This is a genomic window from Trichococcus shcherbakoviae (assembly GCF_963666195.1).
GTDB classification, from domain to species: domain Bacteria; phylum Bacillota; class Bacilli; order Lactobacillales; family Aerococcaceae; genus Trichococcus; species Trichococcus shcherbakoviae.
The window spans coordinates 1,214,876-1,230,939 of sequence record NZ_OY762653.1; the positions used below are offsets into that span (position 1 = coordinate 1,214,876).

The window sequence follows — 16,064 nt, forward strand, 5'->3', positions numbered from 1 at the left end:
ATCTCAATTTTACCATATCGGCCGATACTTCTGTGAAGATATTGTCAGCGCATACAATTCCGTTTTGGTATTTTCTTTTTTGGGAATACATCTCCTCTCAGCAAAAAATCTGCTATCCTCAATTTTTTGACAAAAAATCCCGACACAAATATACTTGAACTGATTGAAGCGATTTCAAAAGAAGGTGGATGCGATGATAACGATGACCAACGTGACGAAAACTTACAAAACCGGTGACGTGGAAACCTACGCCCTGAAGGACGTCAACCTCACCATCGAAGAAGGGGAGTTTGTCGTCATACTCGGCCCCAGCGGCAGCGGCAAGAGCACCCTGCTGAACGTCATCAGCGGCTTGGACACCGTCACTTCGGGGGAGATCACCTTCAAGGGGGAGACGCTGACAAACCTGGACGAAGAGGAGATGACCGCCTTCAGAAGGAAACATCTGGGCTTCATCTTTCAGCAATACAACCTGCTGCAGAATCTGAACGTCTACGAGAACATTCAGATTGGCTCGGACATCGGCACCGCCCCGCTCGACATAGCCGAACTACTCGAAAAGGTCGGTCTGGAAAAAGCCCGCAACAAATATCCCAGCCAGCTCTCCGGAGGAGAACAGCAGCGGGTTTCGATCGTCAGGAGCCTGGCCAAGAATCCCGACATCATCTTCTGCGATGAACCCACTGGCTCGTTGGATGAAGAAAATTCGAAAAAAATTCTGCAGCTGTTGCAGAATCTGAACGAAGACTACAACAAAACCGTCATCGTCATCACCCATAACCTGGGGATTGCCGAAATGGCGGATAAAGTCATCAAGATGAACTCCGGTCAAATAACGGAAGTCACCCTCAACGAAGTCAAAAAAAATGCCCAGGACATCTCTTGGGGATAGGGGGAAGTGCGGATCATGCTGCTGAAAAATGTCATCAAAACCTTGCGGAAAAAATGGATGCAGCTGGTTGCCATCGGCTTCATCATCATCCTTAGCTCCGCCACCTACACCATGATGTTCTACGGTTTGAGCGGCATCGAAGAACCGACGGAAGCCTACCTGTCGGATTACAACCAGGAGGACTTTGCTGTTGAGATGCTGAACCGGGTCACGTTGGAAGAAGCAGCCTACCCCATCGCGGCGGCTCTGCTGGCCAGAGGTTTCTACTCGCTCAGCGACATCAAGAAAGTCGAGCCATCCACTTTCTACAAGCTCATGGAAAACCGGATCGCCGAGTTTGAAGCGAGCTATCGCGATGTCAGCCTCGAACTGAGGGAATACAAAAACACCTCCTACACCTACCAAGGACAGTCGCATAAAGCGCTCCTCGTGAAGGATGGCGAAACAATCAATCTTTCCTATATGGAGGAAGGACGCAAACCCTCGGCCGACAACGAAGTCGCCGTCACCAAGGTCTATGCCGACAAGAACGGCCTCAACATCGGGGACGCCCTTATCATCAAAAACAAAAGCTACCGCGTAACGGGCTTTGTGCTTTTCCCGGATTACACCCTTCCCATGTTCGATGAAACCTTCAACTTGGATACCGGGCTGCAGACACTGCTGCTCATGTCCGATAAAGAATACGAGAACTTCGACGACAAGGAGAGTTTCCGTTTGGCTGGCATGACCCTGACCGAGGAAACCATAGACACCGCCTACGACAAAGATGCGCTGCCTTTCGTCAGCCAGATTACGGATACGCAGACCAGCATGAGGAGCGGTGCCATCTATGACGAACTGACCCAAGGAAAAGTCATGGCTTTGGGACTCAGTGTCTTCATCGCGGCCATCGCCGTCATCATCGTATCGATCCTGATCTACAACCTGCTCCATGCCGAAAGAGGCCAGATTGGCATCCTCAAAGCGCTCGGCTACCGCCGTTCGGAAATAGCCCGGCCCTACTTCGTCGCGATGATGGTCTTCGCCGCCCTTATGTTGATCCTGGGCTACTTCATCGGATCGCTCTATTCCGAGCCGTTGAAGAAATTGTACCTGGATTTCTATCTCCTGCCCCAAGTCAAGATCGCCCAGAGTTTCACCGTCTTCGCTACCGCGATCCTGGTGCCGCTCCTGTTCTTCTCCTTGGTTTCCGGGATCATCATCTACCGGATCCTCGGCGAGAATGCCCTGGAACTGCTGAAGCCGCATGAGGGCAAGTCGATCAACCGGATCGGCAGGTACCTCAGCCGGGTCCTTTCGAAGGCGAAAGGCAGCACAAAATTCAAATACCTGCACGCGATCAAGAGCACCGGCAGTTTCTTCATTTTCTTTCTGGGCATCATGTTCTCGACAATCCTGATGAGTTTTTCCTTCATGATGGGCGGCATGGTCGATCGGATGACGGTCGACTACCTGAATAAGGTCGACTACGAGTATGAGGCCTATCTCGACGTCACAGAAAGGCTGCCCGAAACCCGGCCCGGCGATGAAAAATTCCTCATCTATCCATTCGCCTCGCTGGACGACAGCGTTGTATCGCTGCAAGGGCTGTCTTCACGCAACAAACTTTACAGCCTGTATGATGATGAAGGCAATGACATAACCGTAAACATCCAGAACGGCGCCGTGATCACGAAACGGCTCAGCATCAAGCTCGGACTCGAAGAAGGCGATATTATCCGCCTGGAAGTTAACGACGACACTTTCCCCTTCCTTGTCAAAGGCGTGACTGATGAATACATTTCCGACAAGGTGTACCTGAACATCGAAAAGCTCAGCAATATATTGTCAGAAAACAGCACTTCGCGCCTGTACAGCGGCATCTATTCGCTCAAAAAGCCATCCGATGCCTACTACAGCACAATCATCAGCAAGTCCGGACTCATCGAACAATCGAAGGCGATGTCCAACTATACGCAGTTCATCTCGAACGTCATGATCGGCGGATCCGCAATCATCGCCGCGAGCATCCTGTTTGTGCTCACTTCCTTCACGGTTGAAAAAAATTACTATGTGATTTCGCTGCTCAAAGTGATGGGCTACAGACGCCGGGAAGTCAATGCGATGATCCTGAACAGCTATTTCTTTTACGCCTTGATTTCCTATCTGATCAGCATCCCCATCGCTTTGGGTATACTGAACCTGATGATGAGGTTTTTCACGGAGGAATACGGCGTCATCCTACCGCTACAGTACAGACCTATTTTTCTGCTGCAGACATTGGTGATCTTGATCCTCATCTTCTTCGCCGGCACCTACATAAGCAGGCGGAAAATCGCTAAAATCCCGCTTCAGGAAGTACTCAAATCCTATCAGGAATAAGCGTGGCCTGAAGCTTTTCGTTAGTCGCTTACCCACTCCTGTAGTAATATATTAGAAAAGCTGAACGGCTCATTTAAATATTCAACTCGGGAAGTGATACTGTGGAAAAAAAAAAGAGAAAGAAAGTCATCAGCCTCGCACTGATCGGCATCATCATGACGGGGGTGGTCACGCTCGGCCTGCTCACAAAGAACGGCAAGATCGAACGGGTGGCTTTTGCTGAAGAAACGAACACAGAAGCCAGCCTCGGCTCATTGGATGAACTAATGGAGGGACTGTCCGACTATCCCGAACTGTACCGAGCGGCCTTTGAAGAGGATGGCATCGATCCGGAAGAGAACATCTTCATCATCCCGGGAATGGATGCCACTCTGACGCTCCATCATGAACACGAAGAGGAAGAAATCTGCACAACGATGACGCCGCAAGGGTTGGCCGTCAACAAAGATTACCTGTTCATATCGGCTTATTGCCAGACCAAAGAACACAATTCCGTCATCTATGTGCTGGACAAGAAGAGTGGATCCTTCATCAAGGAAATTGTCCTGGACGGCATCCCTCATGCAGGTGGCCTCGCCTACGACAACAACCATGAGCTGCTCTGGGTCAGCTCGGAAAAAGGCGACACCGCGCAGGTCATCACTCTGTCTTTGAAGGACATTGAAGCCTATGACTTCACGGATTCCGCTGAACCGATTGCCTATACGGACAGCATCGAACTGCCTGAAATCAAACGGGCTTCAACCATCACGGTCCACGGCGATGACCTCTACGTGGCGCATTTCGATGACGAAGAGACGAGTGTCATGCACCGCTACCTGATTTCCACAACAGCAAACGATAAAGGAGAGGAAGTCCATGCGCTCGATACCGGAAAAAGTACGGAAGAAGCTTCTCCTGACGATGTCGATAAGATAGGCAAAGAGATCCAAGGACTGGCTTTTTATCAGGAAAAACTAATGCTGTCACGCTCTTCTGGCAGAAAACATGACTCAACCCTACTTTCCTTTGATCGTCTTAAGGAGAATGAGGACTTCACGGATAAAAATGCGAATACCGAAATCACGATGCCTTCTTACATGGAACAGGTCGTCGTGGATGGAAAGCACCTCTACATACTCTTCGAATCTGGGGCGTATGCTTATCGCGACCATGGCAACCCGAGCATCGACCGGGTGCTGCGGGTGGAAGTCGACACATTGTTCGCGGAATGAACAAACAGGAGGTTATCCCGCTTGCGGGACTGCCTCCTGTTTGTTTGAGGTTTGGTGCTTGGTATTTGTGCTTCGTTGTGGTCGATGCGTTCATTTTGTTCATGGCGGAAAAATGTTTTCTTCGTTGTCCGATATCCGCATAGAATCGGACAACCCGAGCGCTAATGCTTCACTCATTGTCCGATATCCGCACAGTATCGGACAACCCGAACGCTAATGCTCTGCTCCTTGTCCGATATCCGCGTAGAATCGGACAACCCATGATCCCAAGCTTCAGTCCACATGATCAGTCAGCTCGATGCGTTGGTCTCCCTCCAACAATTCCCTAACGATTTCCATGTAACGCTTGGAGATCGCGCTGAGCGGCCGCACTTTTGAATAGATGAAGCCGATCGTATTTTTTTGATCGACATCCATCGGCACCACGACAATGTGGTCCTGCGTGTTCGATTTCAGGAGACCTGAACCGACCAAGTAGCCATTCGTCACAGACAACAGATTCAACACGGTCGCGCGGTCGCTTGCGCTGATCCGTTGGACATTCTGGTCGACCTGGATCGATTCCTCCATCAGCTGTAGCGTGCTGTTTTTGCTTTGATCGAAGGAAATGACGGGGTACGGATGGAGTTCCTCCTGCGTTATTCTCTCCTTCTTCGCCAACGGATGGAACTCGCTGAGGAATACATGCGGTTGGAACGCGATCAGCGGATCGAATTTCAGGTCGAATGCTTCGAGATACTGTTTGATGACCTTCCCGTTGAAATCGTTCAGATAGATGAAGCCGACTTCACTGACGGCATCCCGCACGTCCTCCATCACTTTCGAGGTACTCGTCTCCAGGAAACGGAAATTCAGTGATTCTTCTTTTTTTTCCGAAACCAGTCGGGCAAAGCCTTCCGAGGCAAAATCATAGTGCTGGCTCGAAACCGAAAACAGTCTCCTGTTTTCGGTTGCAGACAGGTATCGATAATCCAACTGGTCCGCTTGGGCCACGATCTGATCGGCGAACTCCAGGAGCATAGCCCCCTCTTTGGTTATCTCGATACCTTTTTTGGAACGCTCGAAGATCTGGATGCCATATTCTTCCTCCAGATCTTTGATGCTTGACGACAGACTGGACTGCGCCATATATAATTGCCTTGCGGCCTCCCGAAAAGTGCCGTATTTCGCCACTGTTATGACATATCGCAATTGCTGCAGATTCATATTTTTGCCACCTCACTCTATTTTCCGATGGGTTACCATCAATTCCACAAAAAAAGTGCATGCGCGTCAACAAAACACACATGCACGAGTATTCATCATCATTTCAGCGCTTCACTTGGATGCGGATGCATAATCTGCCCCCTGATCCCCTTTACAGAGCGACCAAACTCACTCGGTTGTGGAGATCAAAAGATGATAAGAATATTCCTGCATGTTTCTTACATCCGCACATACAACACATCATCTTCTGCATGGTTCTGCCTCCCCTTCTTTTCCTCATCGCTTTCTAATAAGATAGCGATTTTCCCGGCGTCTGTCAATCATTTTAACTTGTTTGGCCTTAAATGAACTTTCCCGTCACCGAATTTTTGTCTTTCCGGATGTCCGATGGCGTTCCTTCCGCAATGATCCTACCGCCGGCATCCCCGCCTCCTGGACCAAGGTCGATGATCCAATCAGCCGCTCCGATGATCTGCTGATTGTGTTCCACAACGACCACCGTGCTGCCGGACTCAACCATCCGATCCAACAACTTCAGGAACTTTTCCACATCGAGCGGATGCAGACCGGTAGTCGGTTCATCGATCAGATAGAGATTCTTTTTCCCCCGATTTGCGAGGAGTTCCACTGCCAATTTGAGCCGTTGCGCTTCACCTCCGGACAAAGTCGTAGTTGTCTGGCCGAGCTCGAGGTAGCCGAGACCGACATCCTGCAGAAGATTCAGGATGGCACTGATTTTTGGGGAATCCGCAAACAGTTCTGCGCCTTCCTCAACCGACAATCCCAGCACTGCGGTGATAGAATGGCCGCGATAGGTCACGGACAGGACCTCGTCCTTGAAGCGTTTGCCCGAACATACAGGGCAAGGAACTTCCTGATCTTCAAAAAACAACAGGTTATTTGTGACGACCCCCAAGCCTTCACAATTATCGCAGCGTCCCCCTTTCACATTGAAGGAAAAGTGATTGGCGGTTATTCCCTTTTCGATGGCAGTCTGCTGTTGGCCGAAGATTTTCCGGATTTCCGTATAGGCATCCGAATAGGTCGCAACATTCGAACGCTTCATCCGGGTGAGGGGTGCCTGTTCCACAATGACGATCCGGTCGAATGAGCCGGTTCCGTTCACCTGATTCGGTTTCTCCGGCTGGTCCGTATCCCCTTTCGCCAGCACATCGAACACGAGCGTCGATTTTCCGGACCCCGATACGCCGGTGACACAGATGAGACAGCCGATAGGGAAACGGACTGTCAGATTCCGGAGGTTATGCTTGTCCGCTTGGCTCACCTCGATGAAATCACCGGATCCTTTGCGGAAAAATTTGCGCGGTTCCGACTTGCTGTTCAGGTAGGCACCGGTGACGGATGTCGCTTGTTCCTTGATTTGCTGCAGCGTTCCCGAGCCGATGACTTCGCCCCCGTATTTCCCGGCTCCCGGACCGATATCAATCAGGTAGTCCGCAGCCGCCATGACAGCTGTATCATGTTCGATGACGAGGACCGTATTGCCTTTATCCCTCAGCGACCGCAGGACCGTCAGGAGCCCTTCTGTATCTTTTGGATGCAGGCTGATTGTCGGTTCATCCAGGATGTAGATGACCCCCGTGAGATCCGAATCAAGGACAGCTGCCAACCGCAGACGTTGCGCTTCACCTCCCGACAGCGTCATCGTCTGCCTGTCGAGCGACAGGTAGCCCAATCCCAATTTCAGGATCCGTTTCAGTTTGGTCTTCAAATCTGTGACATAGACACCCACCAACAGTTGTTCCGAATGTTTCAGATTTTCTTCGAGCTTGCTGAGCCAATCCATAAGACCAGTCAATGATGAACTGGACAGTTCCGGCAAGCGCGTTCCTTTCACAGTCACGCTCCTGCTCAGCTCGTTCAGTCGTTCGCCATGGCATTCCGGGCAAATAACCGATTCAAAGTAGGCTTCCTGGAATTTGGAAGCCCCTTTTTTGTCCGCAATTCTGCGCCAAAGGTTCGGCAGGACCCCTTCATAGCGGCCTTCGGCAATCGTCCGGGGCGCCTGCACATCCGGGAACAACTGATGCATCTCTTCACTTTCGGCCCCATGCAGCAACAGCACGCGCTGCGTCGGCGTAAAGTCCTTCACCGGCGTGTTTATTTTTAGCGGGATCCCGTAATGGTCACTAGCGGCAACCAGCGACTCCAGCTGGTAATCCCTGTAGCGTTTTTCCCAAAAAACGACCGCTCCCTCTTCAAGCGCCAGTTCTTCACGGAGCACCCGCTTCTCATCGATCGTCAGCACTTCCCCCATGCCCTGGCAAGTTGCGCAGGCACCTTCTCTGGTGTTGTAGGAAAAATGGGTGCGGGTCAGCTTCTCCATCCGGTGATTACAGTGAGGACAATACTGGAACACCTTGAGCTCATCGGCGGTCTTTTCGGTTTCCTCGCGGCACTCTGCCGAACTGAATTCCTTCCCGCAAGCCGGGCAGTCCCTCGTGCTCAATTTCTCAAACAGCATCCGCAGATCGGTATAGATGTCCGTAACCGTTCCCACAGTCGAACGCGGATTTTTATTGTAGGCTTGCTGCTGGATTTGGATAGCGGGAGACACATTGCGGATCGCATCGATGTTCGGTTTACGGATCCCTTGGTAGCCGATTGCCTCCAGATATTGGCGCTGGCATTCCTGATAGAGCACATCCATCGCCAGCGTCGTTTTCCCGGAACCGGATACCCCTGTGAGGACGATCCATTTGTTCCTGGGAAAGTCCACTGTGATGTTCTTCAGATTGCCTTCCTTGGCGCCGATGATGCTGATATGGTCCATGCCTGCTCCCTCGCTTCCTTTTGGTTCTTCTGTTTTAATTATATGCCACTTGCTGCGTTTTTGTCCTGATTATGCGGGATGGATGCCCGGTTTTCTGTTATACTTCAGAAGAGACAACCGCTACAATCAAGCGGCGAACAGAGTCAGGAGCGAATCAGATGAAAAAAACAAACCAAAAGAAACCCATCACTAATAAACGCAATCGCCAGGACAAGGCGATAGGACCCCAAAAAAGCCCGTCCACCAAAGGGGTTACGCAATATCCCGTGACCGAACCAAGCGAATTGTTGCCATTTTTGCTGCAGATCCTCAGCAAGCAAAGCCGCAATTCGGTCAAATCGATTCTTACCCGCGGACAAGTGACTGTCGACGGCAAGGCCATCACCAAACACAACCACCCCCTGGAACCCGGACAGATTGTCGGCATTTTGGCGAATAAAGAAGCCATCAAAAAAACGTCCCTTTCAGGCCTCAAGATCCTGTTTGAAGATGAATCGATCATCGTGATCAATAAGGATGCCGGCCTGTTGTCGATGGCAACGGACGATCCAAAGGAACCGACCGCTTACCGCCAATTGAGCCAATATGTTAAAGAAGACAATAAAGCGAACCGAATTTTTGTCGTACATCGTCTGGACCGTGATACCTCCGGCGTCATGCTGTTCGCAAAATCCGAAGAGCTGAAAGAAAAGCTGCAAAATAATTGGAAAGAAATCGTCAAAGAACGCATCTATACCGCTCTGGTCGAGGGCGAAATCAAGAAGGATGCAGGCACGATTTCCTCGTGGCTGACCGAGAGCAAAGCCATGAAGGTCCATTCCAGTCCGAAAGACAACGGCGGCCAGCATGCCGTGACCCATTACCGCAAGATTCGCGCAAACAAGGAATATTCGCTCTTGGAGGTGCAATTGGAGACCGGCCGGAAGAATCAGATCCGCGTCCAAATGGAATCCTTGGGCCATCCGGTTGCCGGAGATAAGAAATACGGTGCCTACAGCAATCCGATGAAGCGTTTGGGGCTGCACGCTACCACACTCGCTTTCATCCATCCTGCGACCGGTGAGCTCGTCCGCTTCAGCGCGCCGGTTCCGAAAGCTTTCCTGCTGTACTCGAAATGACAAAAAACATGATTCTCCTTTGCGGGGAATCATGTTTTTGTTTTTAATGCAGGATTTTGAGGGACCGGAATAGCCCGCCAAAAGCGACTGGCGGGCTAAAATACAGCTTATCCGCGGTAGCGCAGCGCCAATCCTTTCAGGAAATTCCGTGCATAGCGGTCGCCGCAAGGCTTGTAATTGCGGTGCCCTTCTTTGCGCAGGACCGCGCTCAGTTCGCTTTTTGACACGGTGACTCCAGCCGATTCCAGGATTTCAAGCATGTCTTCGTTTGTCAAAGTCAGCGCGATCTTGACTTTCTTCAGCAGCAGATTGTTGACGTTCCCGTTGTTCAGCACAAATTCCGGCTTTAGTTCCGTTTCGCCGGGCTTCGCTTGCGCTTTGCCGCGTTGGGAAGTGATTAGTCCGTTCAAGAACGATTCCAGTGTCGCATTGTCGCAAGCCAGTTGATCGTCTTCCGATGGGGCTGTAGCCCCGGCAGTATCCGTTGCTTCATCTTTTTTCGATTTCAGCAACATCTTTTGTACTGCTTCCTTCGTCAATTCAAGTCCGCCCAAGCGGAACACTTCCACCATATCTGCATCCTTGATGTCCAGCGCATAGCGCAAGCGGATCAATATATCATTGTTGTCCATATTATGCCTCCAAATTTTCCTTTTCAATTATCCTTTTCCAGTATACCTTGTTGTCTGATGGAATGCATGCCTTATTCGTTCCTCATTTTTTTAATTTCCCCTCTTCACTTCTCACGCAAATATGTTATAATCAAATATACGAGCAGGTGATTCATCTGTTTAACGGTTCCTTAGCTCAGCGGGAGAGCACTACCTTGACATGGTAGGGGTCGCTGGTTCAATCCCAGTAGGGACCATCAAGTTTCAGCACAAAACAGTAAAGAGGCACAATCGAGAAATTCGATCGTGCCTCTTTTTTTATTTTTTCAATTGCCTGTCCATCATTCTGCCGCTTCCGGTGCCTCGCTCATGGTTGCATCCAAAAGGTATTCGCCTTTGCTGCTGTTCCCCTCAGTGGAAAAACGCGCATCCAAATCATTGAAATGCCACCATTCCGAAGCCAGTGGAGTAAGACCGGCGTCCGTGCAGTAGCGCTGCAGGAGGATGGCTGCCTCATTCATCGTATCTGCCAAGGTGGCTTGGAGCCAGGCGGTCGGGGAACTGGATTTGACCGGTCCGGTGAATGTAGCCGAGGCCATGCTCAATTCATGGATAGTGGTCGGCATCGTGTACTCCGTGTAGCCCGTTATAGCGGTCGCAGCATAGTCGCCGATGACGATTTCCTGCTGTTCGGTTATTTTCGCCAATGTGACATCGATGGCATAGCCCATTTGGTGATTCGAAACGCTTGTCGCAATGAACCAGTTCGTGTTCCAAGGGTAAGTATTGATCCCCGCCATCACTTCCGAATCGGCCGCAGCCAAGGTTGTCAAAGCATCCACTGTCAGCTTTTGGGCAAAAAATGGACGGTACCCCTCATAGATGACCAAAGTATTCCCCTCCTCCAAAGCTGCTTGCTGCGCCAAATGGATTTTCTTCGACATACTGTAAAGCACCGGCACGATATCGGACACTTTTCCCAGCCGCATATTGTATGCTTTCCCGTCGTAAAGCGCCTCCCCGGTTATGCCTGGGATCGTTTTTCCGGAAGAAACGAACTTGGATGCGTACGTGTTGGTATTGTCGTAGATGATGGAGGGGATTACATCCGGAAGATTGATGAAACAATAAAGATGCTGCACCCATCCCGATTCAGTAGCGGTCCGGACATACCACCAATCGCCAACCTCCTCCAGCACCTCAAAAGCGGTGCCCGCCTCCAATTCCGAAATCGTTTCGGATCCGGCATCCGCAGTCGCCTTCAGATCCATCCGGACTGAAGCATAGCCTGTCGCCCCGTTGACAGGAAGCTCCAGATCCCCTTCATACGTCAACGGTTCCGGATTTTCCGGCTGGACTACAGCTGTTTCCTCTTCATTCGATGTTTCACTCGAGGCCGTCTCTGCTGAATCCACCGCTTCGACAGCCGAACTTGTCGTAGCGCTCTCCGACTCCTCTGTTTCCGTCTGTTCATCCGAGCCGGAGCAAGCGGACAGCACCGCACCCGTCAGGATGCCGATGAAAGCGCAGCGCCAATTTTTGTTGATTCTCATTTATATTCAGACCTCCATTACGCGGATACGATCATTTTTACTAGTTCCAACAGCAATAGATGGAACGGATAGAAAGCATAGAAGCCCCATTTCATCACATTGGATTTCTTCCCTTGACGGCCTTTGTAGAACAACAGCAGCGGCACAGCCAGAAAAATGCCGATTTGGTAGGATTGCGTCCAACCGATTTCACTGATCGAAGGGATGATGTGGAACAGAATCCCTATGACCGCAAAGCTCAGCAGCTGTTTTTCGGTTTGTCCCCTGAACAATCCGAAAAACAGAATCCACAAGACCGCTACATAATTCCAATCAGCCGGTACCGCCAGCAGACCGCAGGCCAAAACGATTGTTGCTTTTAACAGAAGCGACCAGTCCTCTCGTTTGGCCGCCGCCAATGCCACCAATCCCAACGCCAATCCCCAGATGACGCTCGTTGCCTGCCACCACGGGAGGCCGAAATACCAGACATACGGAAAATGCGAAACGGCGGCAAACATCACTAACCTCACGATATATTTTTTCAGATTGGATGTGTAATGATAGCCTTCCGCAATCATATAGCACATGATCGGGGCGGCAATCCGCCCCGCTATCCGCAGCGCCACACCTTCGAGGCTGTCCTGCGGCACAAATACCGCAAAGATATGATCGAAAAACATTGCGAATATGGCAAGGTTCTTCAATGTATAGGATGATAGGTCTTTTTGAATCTCGCTAATGCCTTGCATCGGAGTGCTCCTCACTGTACTTGGTTTCGCAGCGTTTACTTTAAGCTGATCGACAGGCCTGTGTGCCTGTCCTTTCCCACAGTATATGCTTCCGGGAGTCCGCCAATCCCCGAAAAAAAGGAAGATATTTGCGGGAAAACTTACGTAATCCGAAATTGGATGCGTTCACATTAGCAAAATGCATGCAAGAAGCCATTCCGGACCAAATTGGATCCCTCATTTTATGTCGGATTGGACGGTTTCATAGCCCTTTTCATTTGCTAAACTTATCAGCAATATACGAAATGACAAGGAGGACTTCCTGATGAGATACAAACCGAATTACGCCCCGGGTCCGACCGAGGTACGCGAAAATGTGCGTTTGGCCCGCGCAAAAAGAACCAACAACAGCGACTTTGACAAAACATTCGTCCGCTATTACCGTGAGGTCAGCCAAAAAACGGGGCAAGTCATGGGTACCACAAATGAAGTCCTGTTGCTTGCCGGCGAAGGGATACTGGCTCTTGAGGCAGCTTGTGCGAGTCTGACAGAACCCGGCGATCGCGTGCTCGTACTGGACAACGGCATCTATGGCGAAGGCTTCAAGGATTTCGTCAGCATCTATGGCGGCGTGCCGGTCGTCCTGAGTTTCGACCACCACAGCGGCATCCCTACCGAAGCGGTACGCGCCTATCTGGAAAAGGATTCCGACTTCAAATATGCCACCCTGGTCCATTGCGACACACCGACATCGGTACTGAACAACGTGGCTGAGTTATGTCCTTTACTGAAGGAATATGGCATTCTGACGGTGGTAGATTCCGTCGCCGGCATGGTCGGTGAGCCGATAAACGTCGACGCAAACCGGATCGACATTTGCTGCGGCGGAACACAAAAAGCCATTTCGGCGCCGGTCGGACTGGCCATCGTCTCGGTCAGCGCAGACGCCCAAAAAGCGATGGACAATCGCAAAACGCCTATCGCTTCCTTCTATGCTAATCTGCAGGTCTTCAAAGGCTACGCGGAAAAAGAATACTTGCCTTACACGACTTCTGCGGGCGATGTCGCAGCGCTCGATGCCGCTTTGGACAACATCCTGGAGGAAGGCATCGAGGCGGTCTACGCACGCCATGATAGGATTGCTACCGCAGTGCGCGAAGCCGCCCAAGCGTACGGCTTGGCCCTGTTCCTGGATTCCGACCGTTCCAATACCGTCACCGCCATCCGGATACCGGAAGAGATTGGTGCTTTGCGCCTGCAGGAGCACCTCAGCGAAAACTACGATTTGTTGGTCGCAACTTCATTGGCACAATATGCAGATGTGATCCTGCGCATCGGCCATATGGGCGAAAATGCCTTCATCGACAAATTGGTTTATGTTTTGGCCATCGTAGACAACGGTCTCCGCGATTTGGGCTTCGTCGGAAAAGGCGACTTGGCCCAGCTATTCATCGGAAGCTATAAAGAAAACAATTAGGAGGTTTCACTATGCAAAAAGCACAAGGTTATTCAAACACACGCACTTATGATTTAGTTCTGACGGCGATCCTGATTGCGCTCGTATTCGTCGCTACAGTCTTCCTGAACATCAAATTGCCGATCGGGGCAAATGGTGGCTTGATCCACCTCGGCACTGCGATGCTCTTCCTCGCTTCCATCCTGTTCGGGCCGAAAAAAGGTGCCATCGCCGGAGCGGTCGGCATGGCCATCTTCGATCTCATGGCTGGCTGGGTTCTGTGGGCCCCCTTCACGTTGGTTACCCGCGGCTTGCAAGGCTATCTGGTCGGTAAATTGGCCTGGTCGAAAGGCCGCCAAGGGGACAGCTTTGCGATGAACCTTTTGGCCACGCTGCTTTCGGTTCCCATCATGCTGGTCGGTTATTATCTGTGCGAATGGATCCTTTACGGCAATGCCATCACACCGTTCGCTTCGATTCCCGGAAACCTCGTCCAGAACGCGGTCGGAATTGCCATTTCCTTGCCGCTGTCGGCAATTTTGAAAAAGATGAATATCGCTGGAAGATAATGAATTGAAAAGGAAGGCTCTGTCTCGGGATGAGACAGAGCCTTCCTTTTTTGTAATAGTCCTCTGGATGTCCGATTCTTCCGCATTATCGGACATCCAGCAACCAAGACATGCTCTGCTTGTACGATTCTTCGGGGATATCCAACATCATTTGATATCCCTGTGCCTGCAACACGAAAAGACTGTCCATAAAGAGGCAGCCTTCCGTTTTTATTATGCTATTTGATAATCCTCAACCTGTTCCGAGGCTGCTATTTTGCATTCAGGTCCGGTTGATGGATCCCGAACAGATTCCCTTCCGTATCGAAATAATACCCCTGCCAAGCCATCCCGGTCAACGCATTCTTGGGCATCGCGACTTTGCCGCCATGCTCCAGGATCAGCGCTTCGGTCGCATCGTAATCTTCGGTCCCCATCGTGCACACAAAAGCGTTCAACCCTTGATTTACCTCAGGCGGAGCACTTTGGCGTTGCATCAAAGCGCCGTTGATGCCCGGTTCGCTCGTGTCCCCTGTGATCGCCCCGAAATAGGGTGTACCCGTAAAAGCGGTCCAATCTTCGAATGTCCACCCGAAAACATCTCCGTAGAAAAGCTTAGCCCGTTCCATATCGTCCACATGGATTTCAAAATGAATGATTCTTCCCATGATTGATCTCCTATTTTTCGCAAAACAGTTGCTGCGGATGGCTCATGTAATATGCAATTGGAAACGGAATTCCAGCAAAAGGAAAGTTATCTGTGCTGATCGACGAGGATCGGATTGCCGTCGGGATCCTCAATGATGAAACTGGCCGGCCCTTCTGATTCCGGATCGGCTTCCGAAACAAAAGCGATGCCTTTTTCCCGCAATTCTTCCTGTAACTGGCGGACATCCTTGAACGGATTCACTTCTTCCGCATTGCTGTTCCAACCGGGATTGAACGTCAGCATGTTTTTCTCGAACATGCCCTGGAATAGCCCGATGATGCAGTCCTCGTTCTTCATGATCAGCCAGTTCTGATCGATGTCCCCGCCGAATGTGCTGAAGCCCAATTTTTCGTAAAATGCCTTTGATGCATGTATGTCCTTGACCGTCAGACTGAGGGAAAATGCTCCGATGCCCATGCTTATTCTCCGTTCTATTTGGAATTTTGTCGCTTCTGATCCGGATGATACTTAAGAATGTTCCTTCATAAACCATTATAATTTCGTCGTATGCGAAAAGCTAATTTTAGCGGATCATCTGAATTTTTCAGGATCGAAGTTGTGCGTGGGAATCGAGTAACCTCATTTGATTGTAGTCGATTGCGCCGACCGGATACCCGGATTGCCGAATATAGTACCTGTATTCGGCAATTTTGCCTTTCGCCAGATTCAATTTGTCGAATGTTTTTGAACATTCGGCAATTCTGCTCTTCGTTGGGGTCAATTTGTCGAATGTTTTTGTAGCATTCGGCAATTTTGCCCTCCGCAGTCGCCGGATGCCTGGATTACCATACCGGCAAACCCATTCGTAGCCAATACAAACAAAAATAGGCTGCCTCAGTTTAGAGACAGCCCGCTTCGAAAGTATATATTATCCTTATTTACTGAGAAA

14 protein-coding genes and 1 tRNA gene are annotated in these 16,064 nt (G+C 50.5%); 7 read left to right on the forward strand and 8 right to left on the reverse strand.

Annotated elements, in window-relative coordinates; translation table 11 throughout:
* Nucleotides 1-193: 193 nt before the first annotated feature.
* From ACKPBX_RS05600 to ACKPBX_RS05610, 3 genes are all read left to right on the forward strand, one after another.
* Complete coding sequence (locus ACKPBX_RS05600) at nucleotides 194-892, forward strand: ABC transporter ATP-binding protein (RefSeq protein WP_119092247.1); 699 nt, start codon at nucleotides 194-196, stop codon at nucleotides 890-892.
* Nucleotides 893-907: 15 nt separating this feature from the next.
* Complete coding sequence (locus ACKPBX_RS05605; protein WP_319996241.1) at nucleotides 908-3,256, forward strand: ABC transporter permease; 2,349 nt, start codon at nucleotides 908-910, stop codon at nucleotides 3,254-3,256.
* Between the two features lie 101 nt (nucleotides 3,257-3,357).
* Nucleotides 3,358-4,470 (forward strand): YncE family protein, encoded by a 1,113-nt coding sequence (locus tag ACKPBX_RS05610; RefSeq protein ID WP_319996242.1) that lies wholly within the window; start codon nucleotides 3,358-3,360, stop codon nucleotides 4,468-4,470.
* Between the two features lie 273 nt (nucleotides 4,471-4,743).
* On the opposite strand, the gene ACKPBX_RS05615 is transcribed toward ACKPBX_RS05610, so the two are convergent.
* Both ACKPBX_RS05615 and ACKPBX_RS05620 read right to left on the reverse strand, forming a co-directional pair.
* A complete protein-coding gene (locus ACKPBX_RS05615) occupies nucleotides 4,744-5,676 on the reverse strand; it encodes a LysR family transcriptional regulator (RefSeq protein WP_086626706.1) in 933 nt (310 codons plus the stop codon).
* Between the two features lie 340 nt (nucleotides 5,677-6,016).
* On the reverse strand, nucleotides 6,017-8,470 hold the full coding sequence (locus ACKPBX_RS05620) for an ATP-binding cassette domain-containing protein (protein WP_319996243.1): 2,454 nt from the start codon (nucleotides 8,468-8,470) through the stop codon (nucleotides 6,017-6,019).
* A gap of 158 nt (nucleotides 8,471-8,628) precedes the next feature.
* Here ACKPBX_RS05620 and ACKPBX_RS05625 point away from each other — a divergent pair, with 158 nt between their 5' ends.
* Nucleotides 8,629-9,588 carry an RluA family pseudouridine synthase gene (locus ACKPBX_RS05625; protein ID WP_319996244.1) on the forward strand — a complete coding sequence of 320 codons (960 nt, stop codon included), beginning with the start codon at nucleotides 8,629-8,631 and terminating at the stop codon, nucleotides 9,586-9,588.
* 107 nt (nucleotides 9,589-9,695) lie between these two features.
* On the opposite strand, the gene ACKPBX_RS05630 is transcribed toward ACKPBX_RS05625, so the two are convergent.
* Nucleotides 9,696-10,220 (reverse strand): YehS family protein, encoded by a 525-nt coding sequence (locus ACKPBX_RS05630; protein ID WP_119092242.1) that lies wholly within the window; start codon nucleotides 10,218-10,220, stop codon nucleotides 9,696-9,698.
* A 164-nt stretch (nucleotides 10,221-10,384) separates the two neighbouring features.
* Here ACKPBX_RS05630 and ACKPBX_RS05635 point away from each other — a divergent pair.
* Nucleotides 10,385-10,456: transfer RNA gene (locus ACKPBX_RS05635), tRNA-Val, on the forward strand.
* Between the two features lie 84 nt (nucleotides 10,457-10,540).
* Here the strand turns inward: ACKPBX_RS05635 and ACKPBX_RS05640 are convergent.
* Both ACKPBX_RS05640 and ACKPBX_RS05645 read right to left on the reverse strand, forming a co-directional pair.
* On the reverse strand, nucleotides 10,541-11,752 hold the full coding sequence (locus ACKPBX_RS05640) for an SH3 domain-containing protein (protein ID WP_319996245.1): 1,212 nt from the start codon (nucleotides 11,750-11,752) through the stop codon (nucleotides 10,541-10,543).
* Between the two features lie 17 nt (nucleotides 11,753-11,769).
* Nucleotides 11,770-12,483, reverse strand: a complete 714-nt coding sequence (locus ACKPBX_RS05645) for a TraX family protein (RefSeq protein ID WP_319996246.1) — start codon at nucleotides 12,481-12,483, stop codon at nucleotides 11,770-11,772.
* A gap of 304 nt (nucleotides 12,484-12,787) precedes the next feature.
* Between ACKPBX_RS05645 and ACKPBX_RS05650 the strand changes: the two genes are divergently transcribed.
* Nucleotides 12,788-13,939, forward strand: coding sequence for a pyridoxal-phosphate-dependent aminotransferase family protein (locus tag ACKPBX_RS05650; protein WP_319996247.1), 1,152 nt, complete (start codon nucleotides 12,788-12,790; stop codon nucleotides 13,937-13,939).
* 11 nt (nucleotides 13,940-13,950) lie between these two features.
* Complete coding sequence (locus ACKPBX_RS05655; protein WP_319996248.1) at nucleotides 13,951-14,487, forward strand: ECF transporter S component; 537 nt, start codon at nucleotides 13,951-13,953, stop codon at nucleotides 14,485-14,487.
* Between the two features lie 251 nt (nucleotides 14,488-14,738).
* Here the strand turns inward: ACKPBX_RS05655 and ACKPBX_RS05660 are convergent, their stop codons facing one another.
* The 3 genes from ACKPBX_RS05660 to ACKPBX_RS05670 all read right to left on the reverse strand — a co-directional run bounded on the left by ACKPBX_RS05660 (nucleotide 14,739) and on the right by ACKPBX_RS05670 (nucleotide 15,926).
* Nucleotides 14,739-15,134: a VOC family protein gene (locus ACKPBX_RS05660; protein ID WP_319996249.1), complete on the reverse strand. Its 396-nt coding sequence runs from the start codon at nucleotides 15,132-15,134 to the stop codon at nucleotides 14,739-14,741.
* Nucleotides 15,135-15,220: 86 nt separating this feature from the next.
* On the reverse strand, nucleotides 15,221-15,592 hold the full coding sequence (locus ACKPBX_RS05665) for a VOC family protein (RefSeq protein WP_319996250.1): 372 nt from the start codon (nucleotides 15,590-15,592) through the stop codon (nucleotides 15,221-15,223).
* Nucleotides 15,593-15,719: 127 nt separating this feature from the next.
* Nucleotides 15,720-15,926 (reverse strand): hypothetical protein, encoded by a 207-nt coding sequence (locus ACKPBX_RS05670; protein WP_319996251.1) that lies wholly within the window; start codon nucleotides 15,924-15,926, stop codon nucleotides 15,720-15,722.
* Nucleotides 15,927-16,064 lie beyond the last annotated feature (138 nt).

Bases quoted from the DNA above. Each gene is read 5' to 3' on its own strand.
- ACKPBX_RS05625 (WP_319996244.1), top strand. From the start codon at position 8,629: ATGAAAAAAACAAACCAAAAGAAACCCATCACTAATAAACGCAATCGC.
- ACKPBX_RS05650 (WP_319996247.1), top strand. From the start codon at position 12,788: ATGAGATACAAACCGAATTACGCCCCGGGTCCGACCGAGGTACGCGAA.
- ACKPBX_RS05600 (WP_119092247.1), top strand. From the start codon at position 194: ATGATAACGATGACCAACGTGACGAAAACTTACAAAACCGGTGACGTG.
- ACKPBX_RS05655 (WP_319996248.1), top strand. From the start codon at position 13,951: ATGCAAAAAGCACAAGGTTATTCAAACACACGCACTTATGATTTAGTT.
- ACKPBX_RS05620 (WP_319996243.1), bottom strand. From the start codon at position 8,470: ATGGACCATATCAGCATCATCGGCGCCAAGGAAGGCAATCTGAAGAAC.
- ACKPBX_RS05615 (WP_086626706.1), bottom strand. From the start codon at position 5,676: ATGAATCTGCAGCAATTGCGATATGTCATAACAGTGGCGAAATACGGC.
- ACKPBX_RS05630 (WP_119092242.1), bottom strand. From the start codon at position 10,220: ATGGACAACAATGATATATTGATCCGCTTGCGCTATGCGCTGGACATC.
- ACKPBX_RS05660 (WP_319996249.1), bottom strand. From the start codon at position 15,134: ATGGGAAGAATCATTCATTTTGAAATCCATGTGGACGATATGGAACGG.
- ACKPBX_RS05645 (WP_319996246.1), bottom strand. From the start codon at position 12,483: ATGCAAGGCATTAGCGAGATTCAAAAAGACCTATCATCCTATACATTG.
- ACKPBX_RS05665 (WP_319996250.1), bottom strand. From the start codon at position 15,592: ATGGGCATCGGAGCATTTTCCCTCAGTCTGACGGTCAAGGACATACAT.
- ACKPBX_RS05640 (WP_319996245.1), bottom strand. From the start codon at position 11,752: ATGAGAATCAACAAAAATTGGCGCTGCGCTTTCATCGGCATCCTGACG.
- ACKPBX_RS05605 (WP_319996241.1), top strand. From the start codon at position 908: ATGCTGCTGAAAAATGTCATCAAAACCTTGCGGAAAAAATGGATGCAG.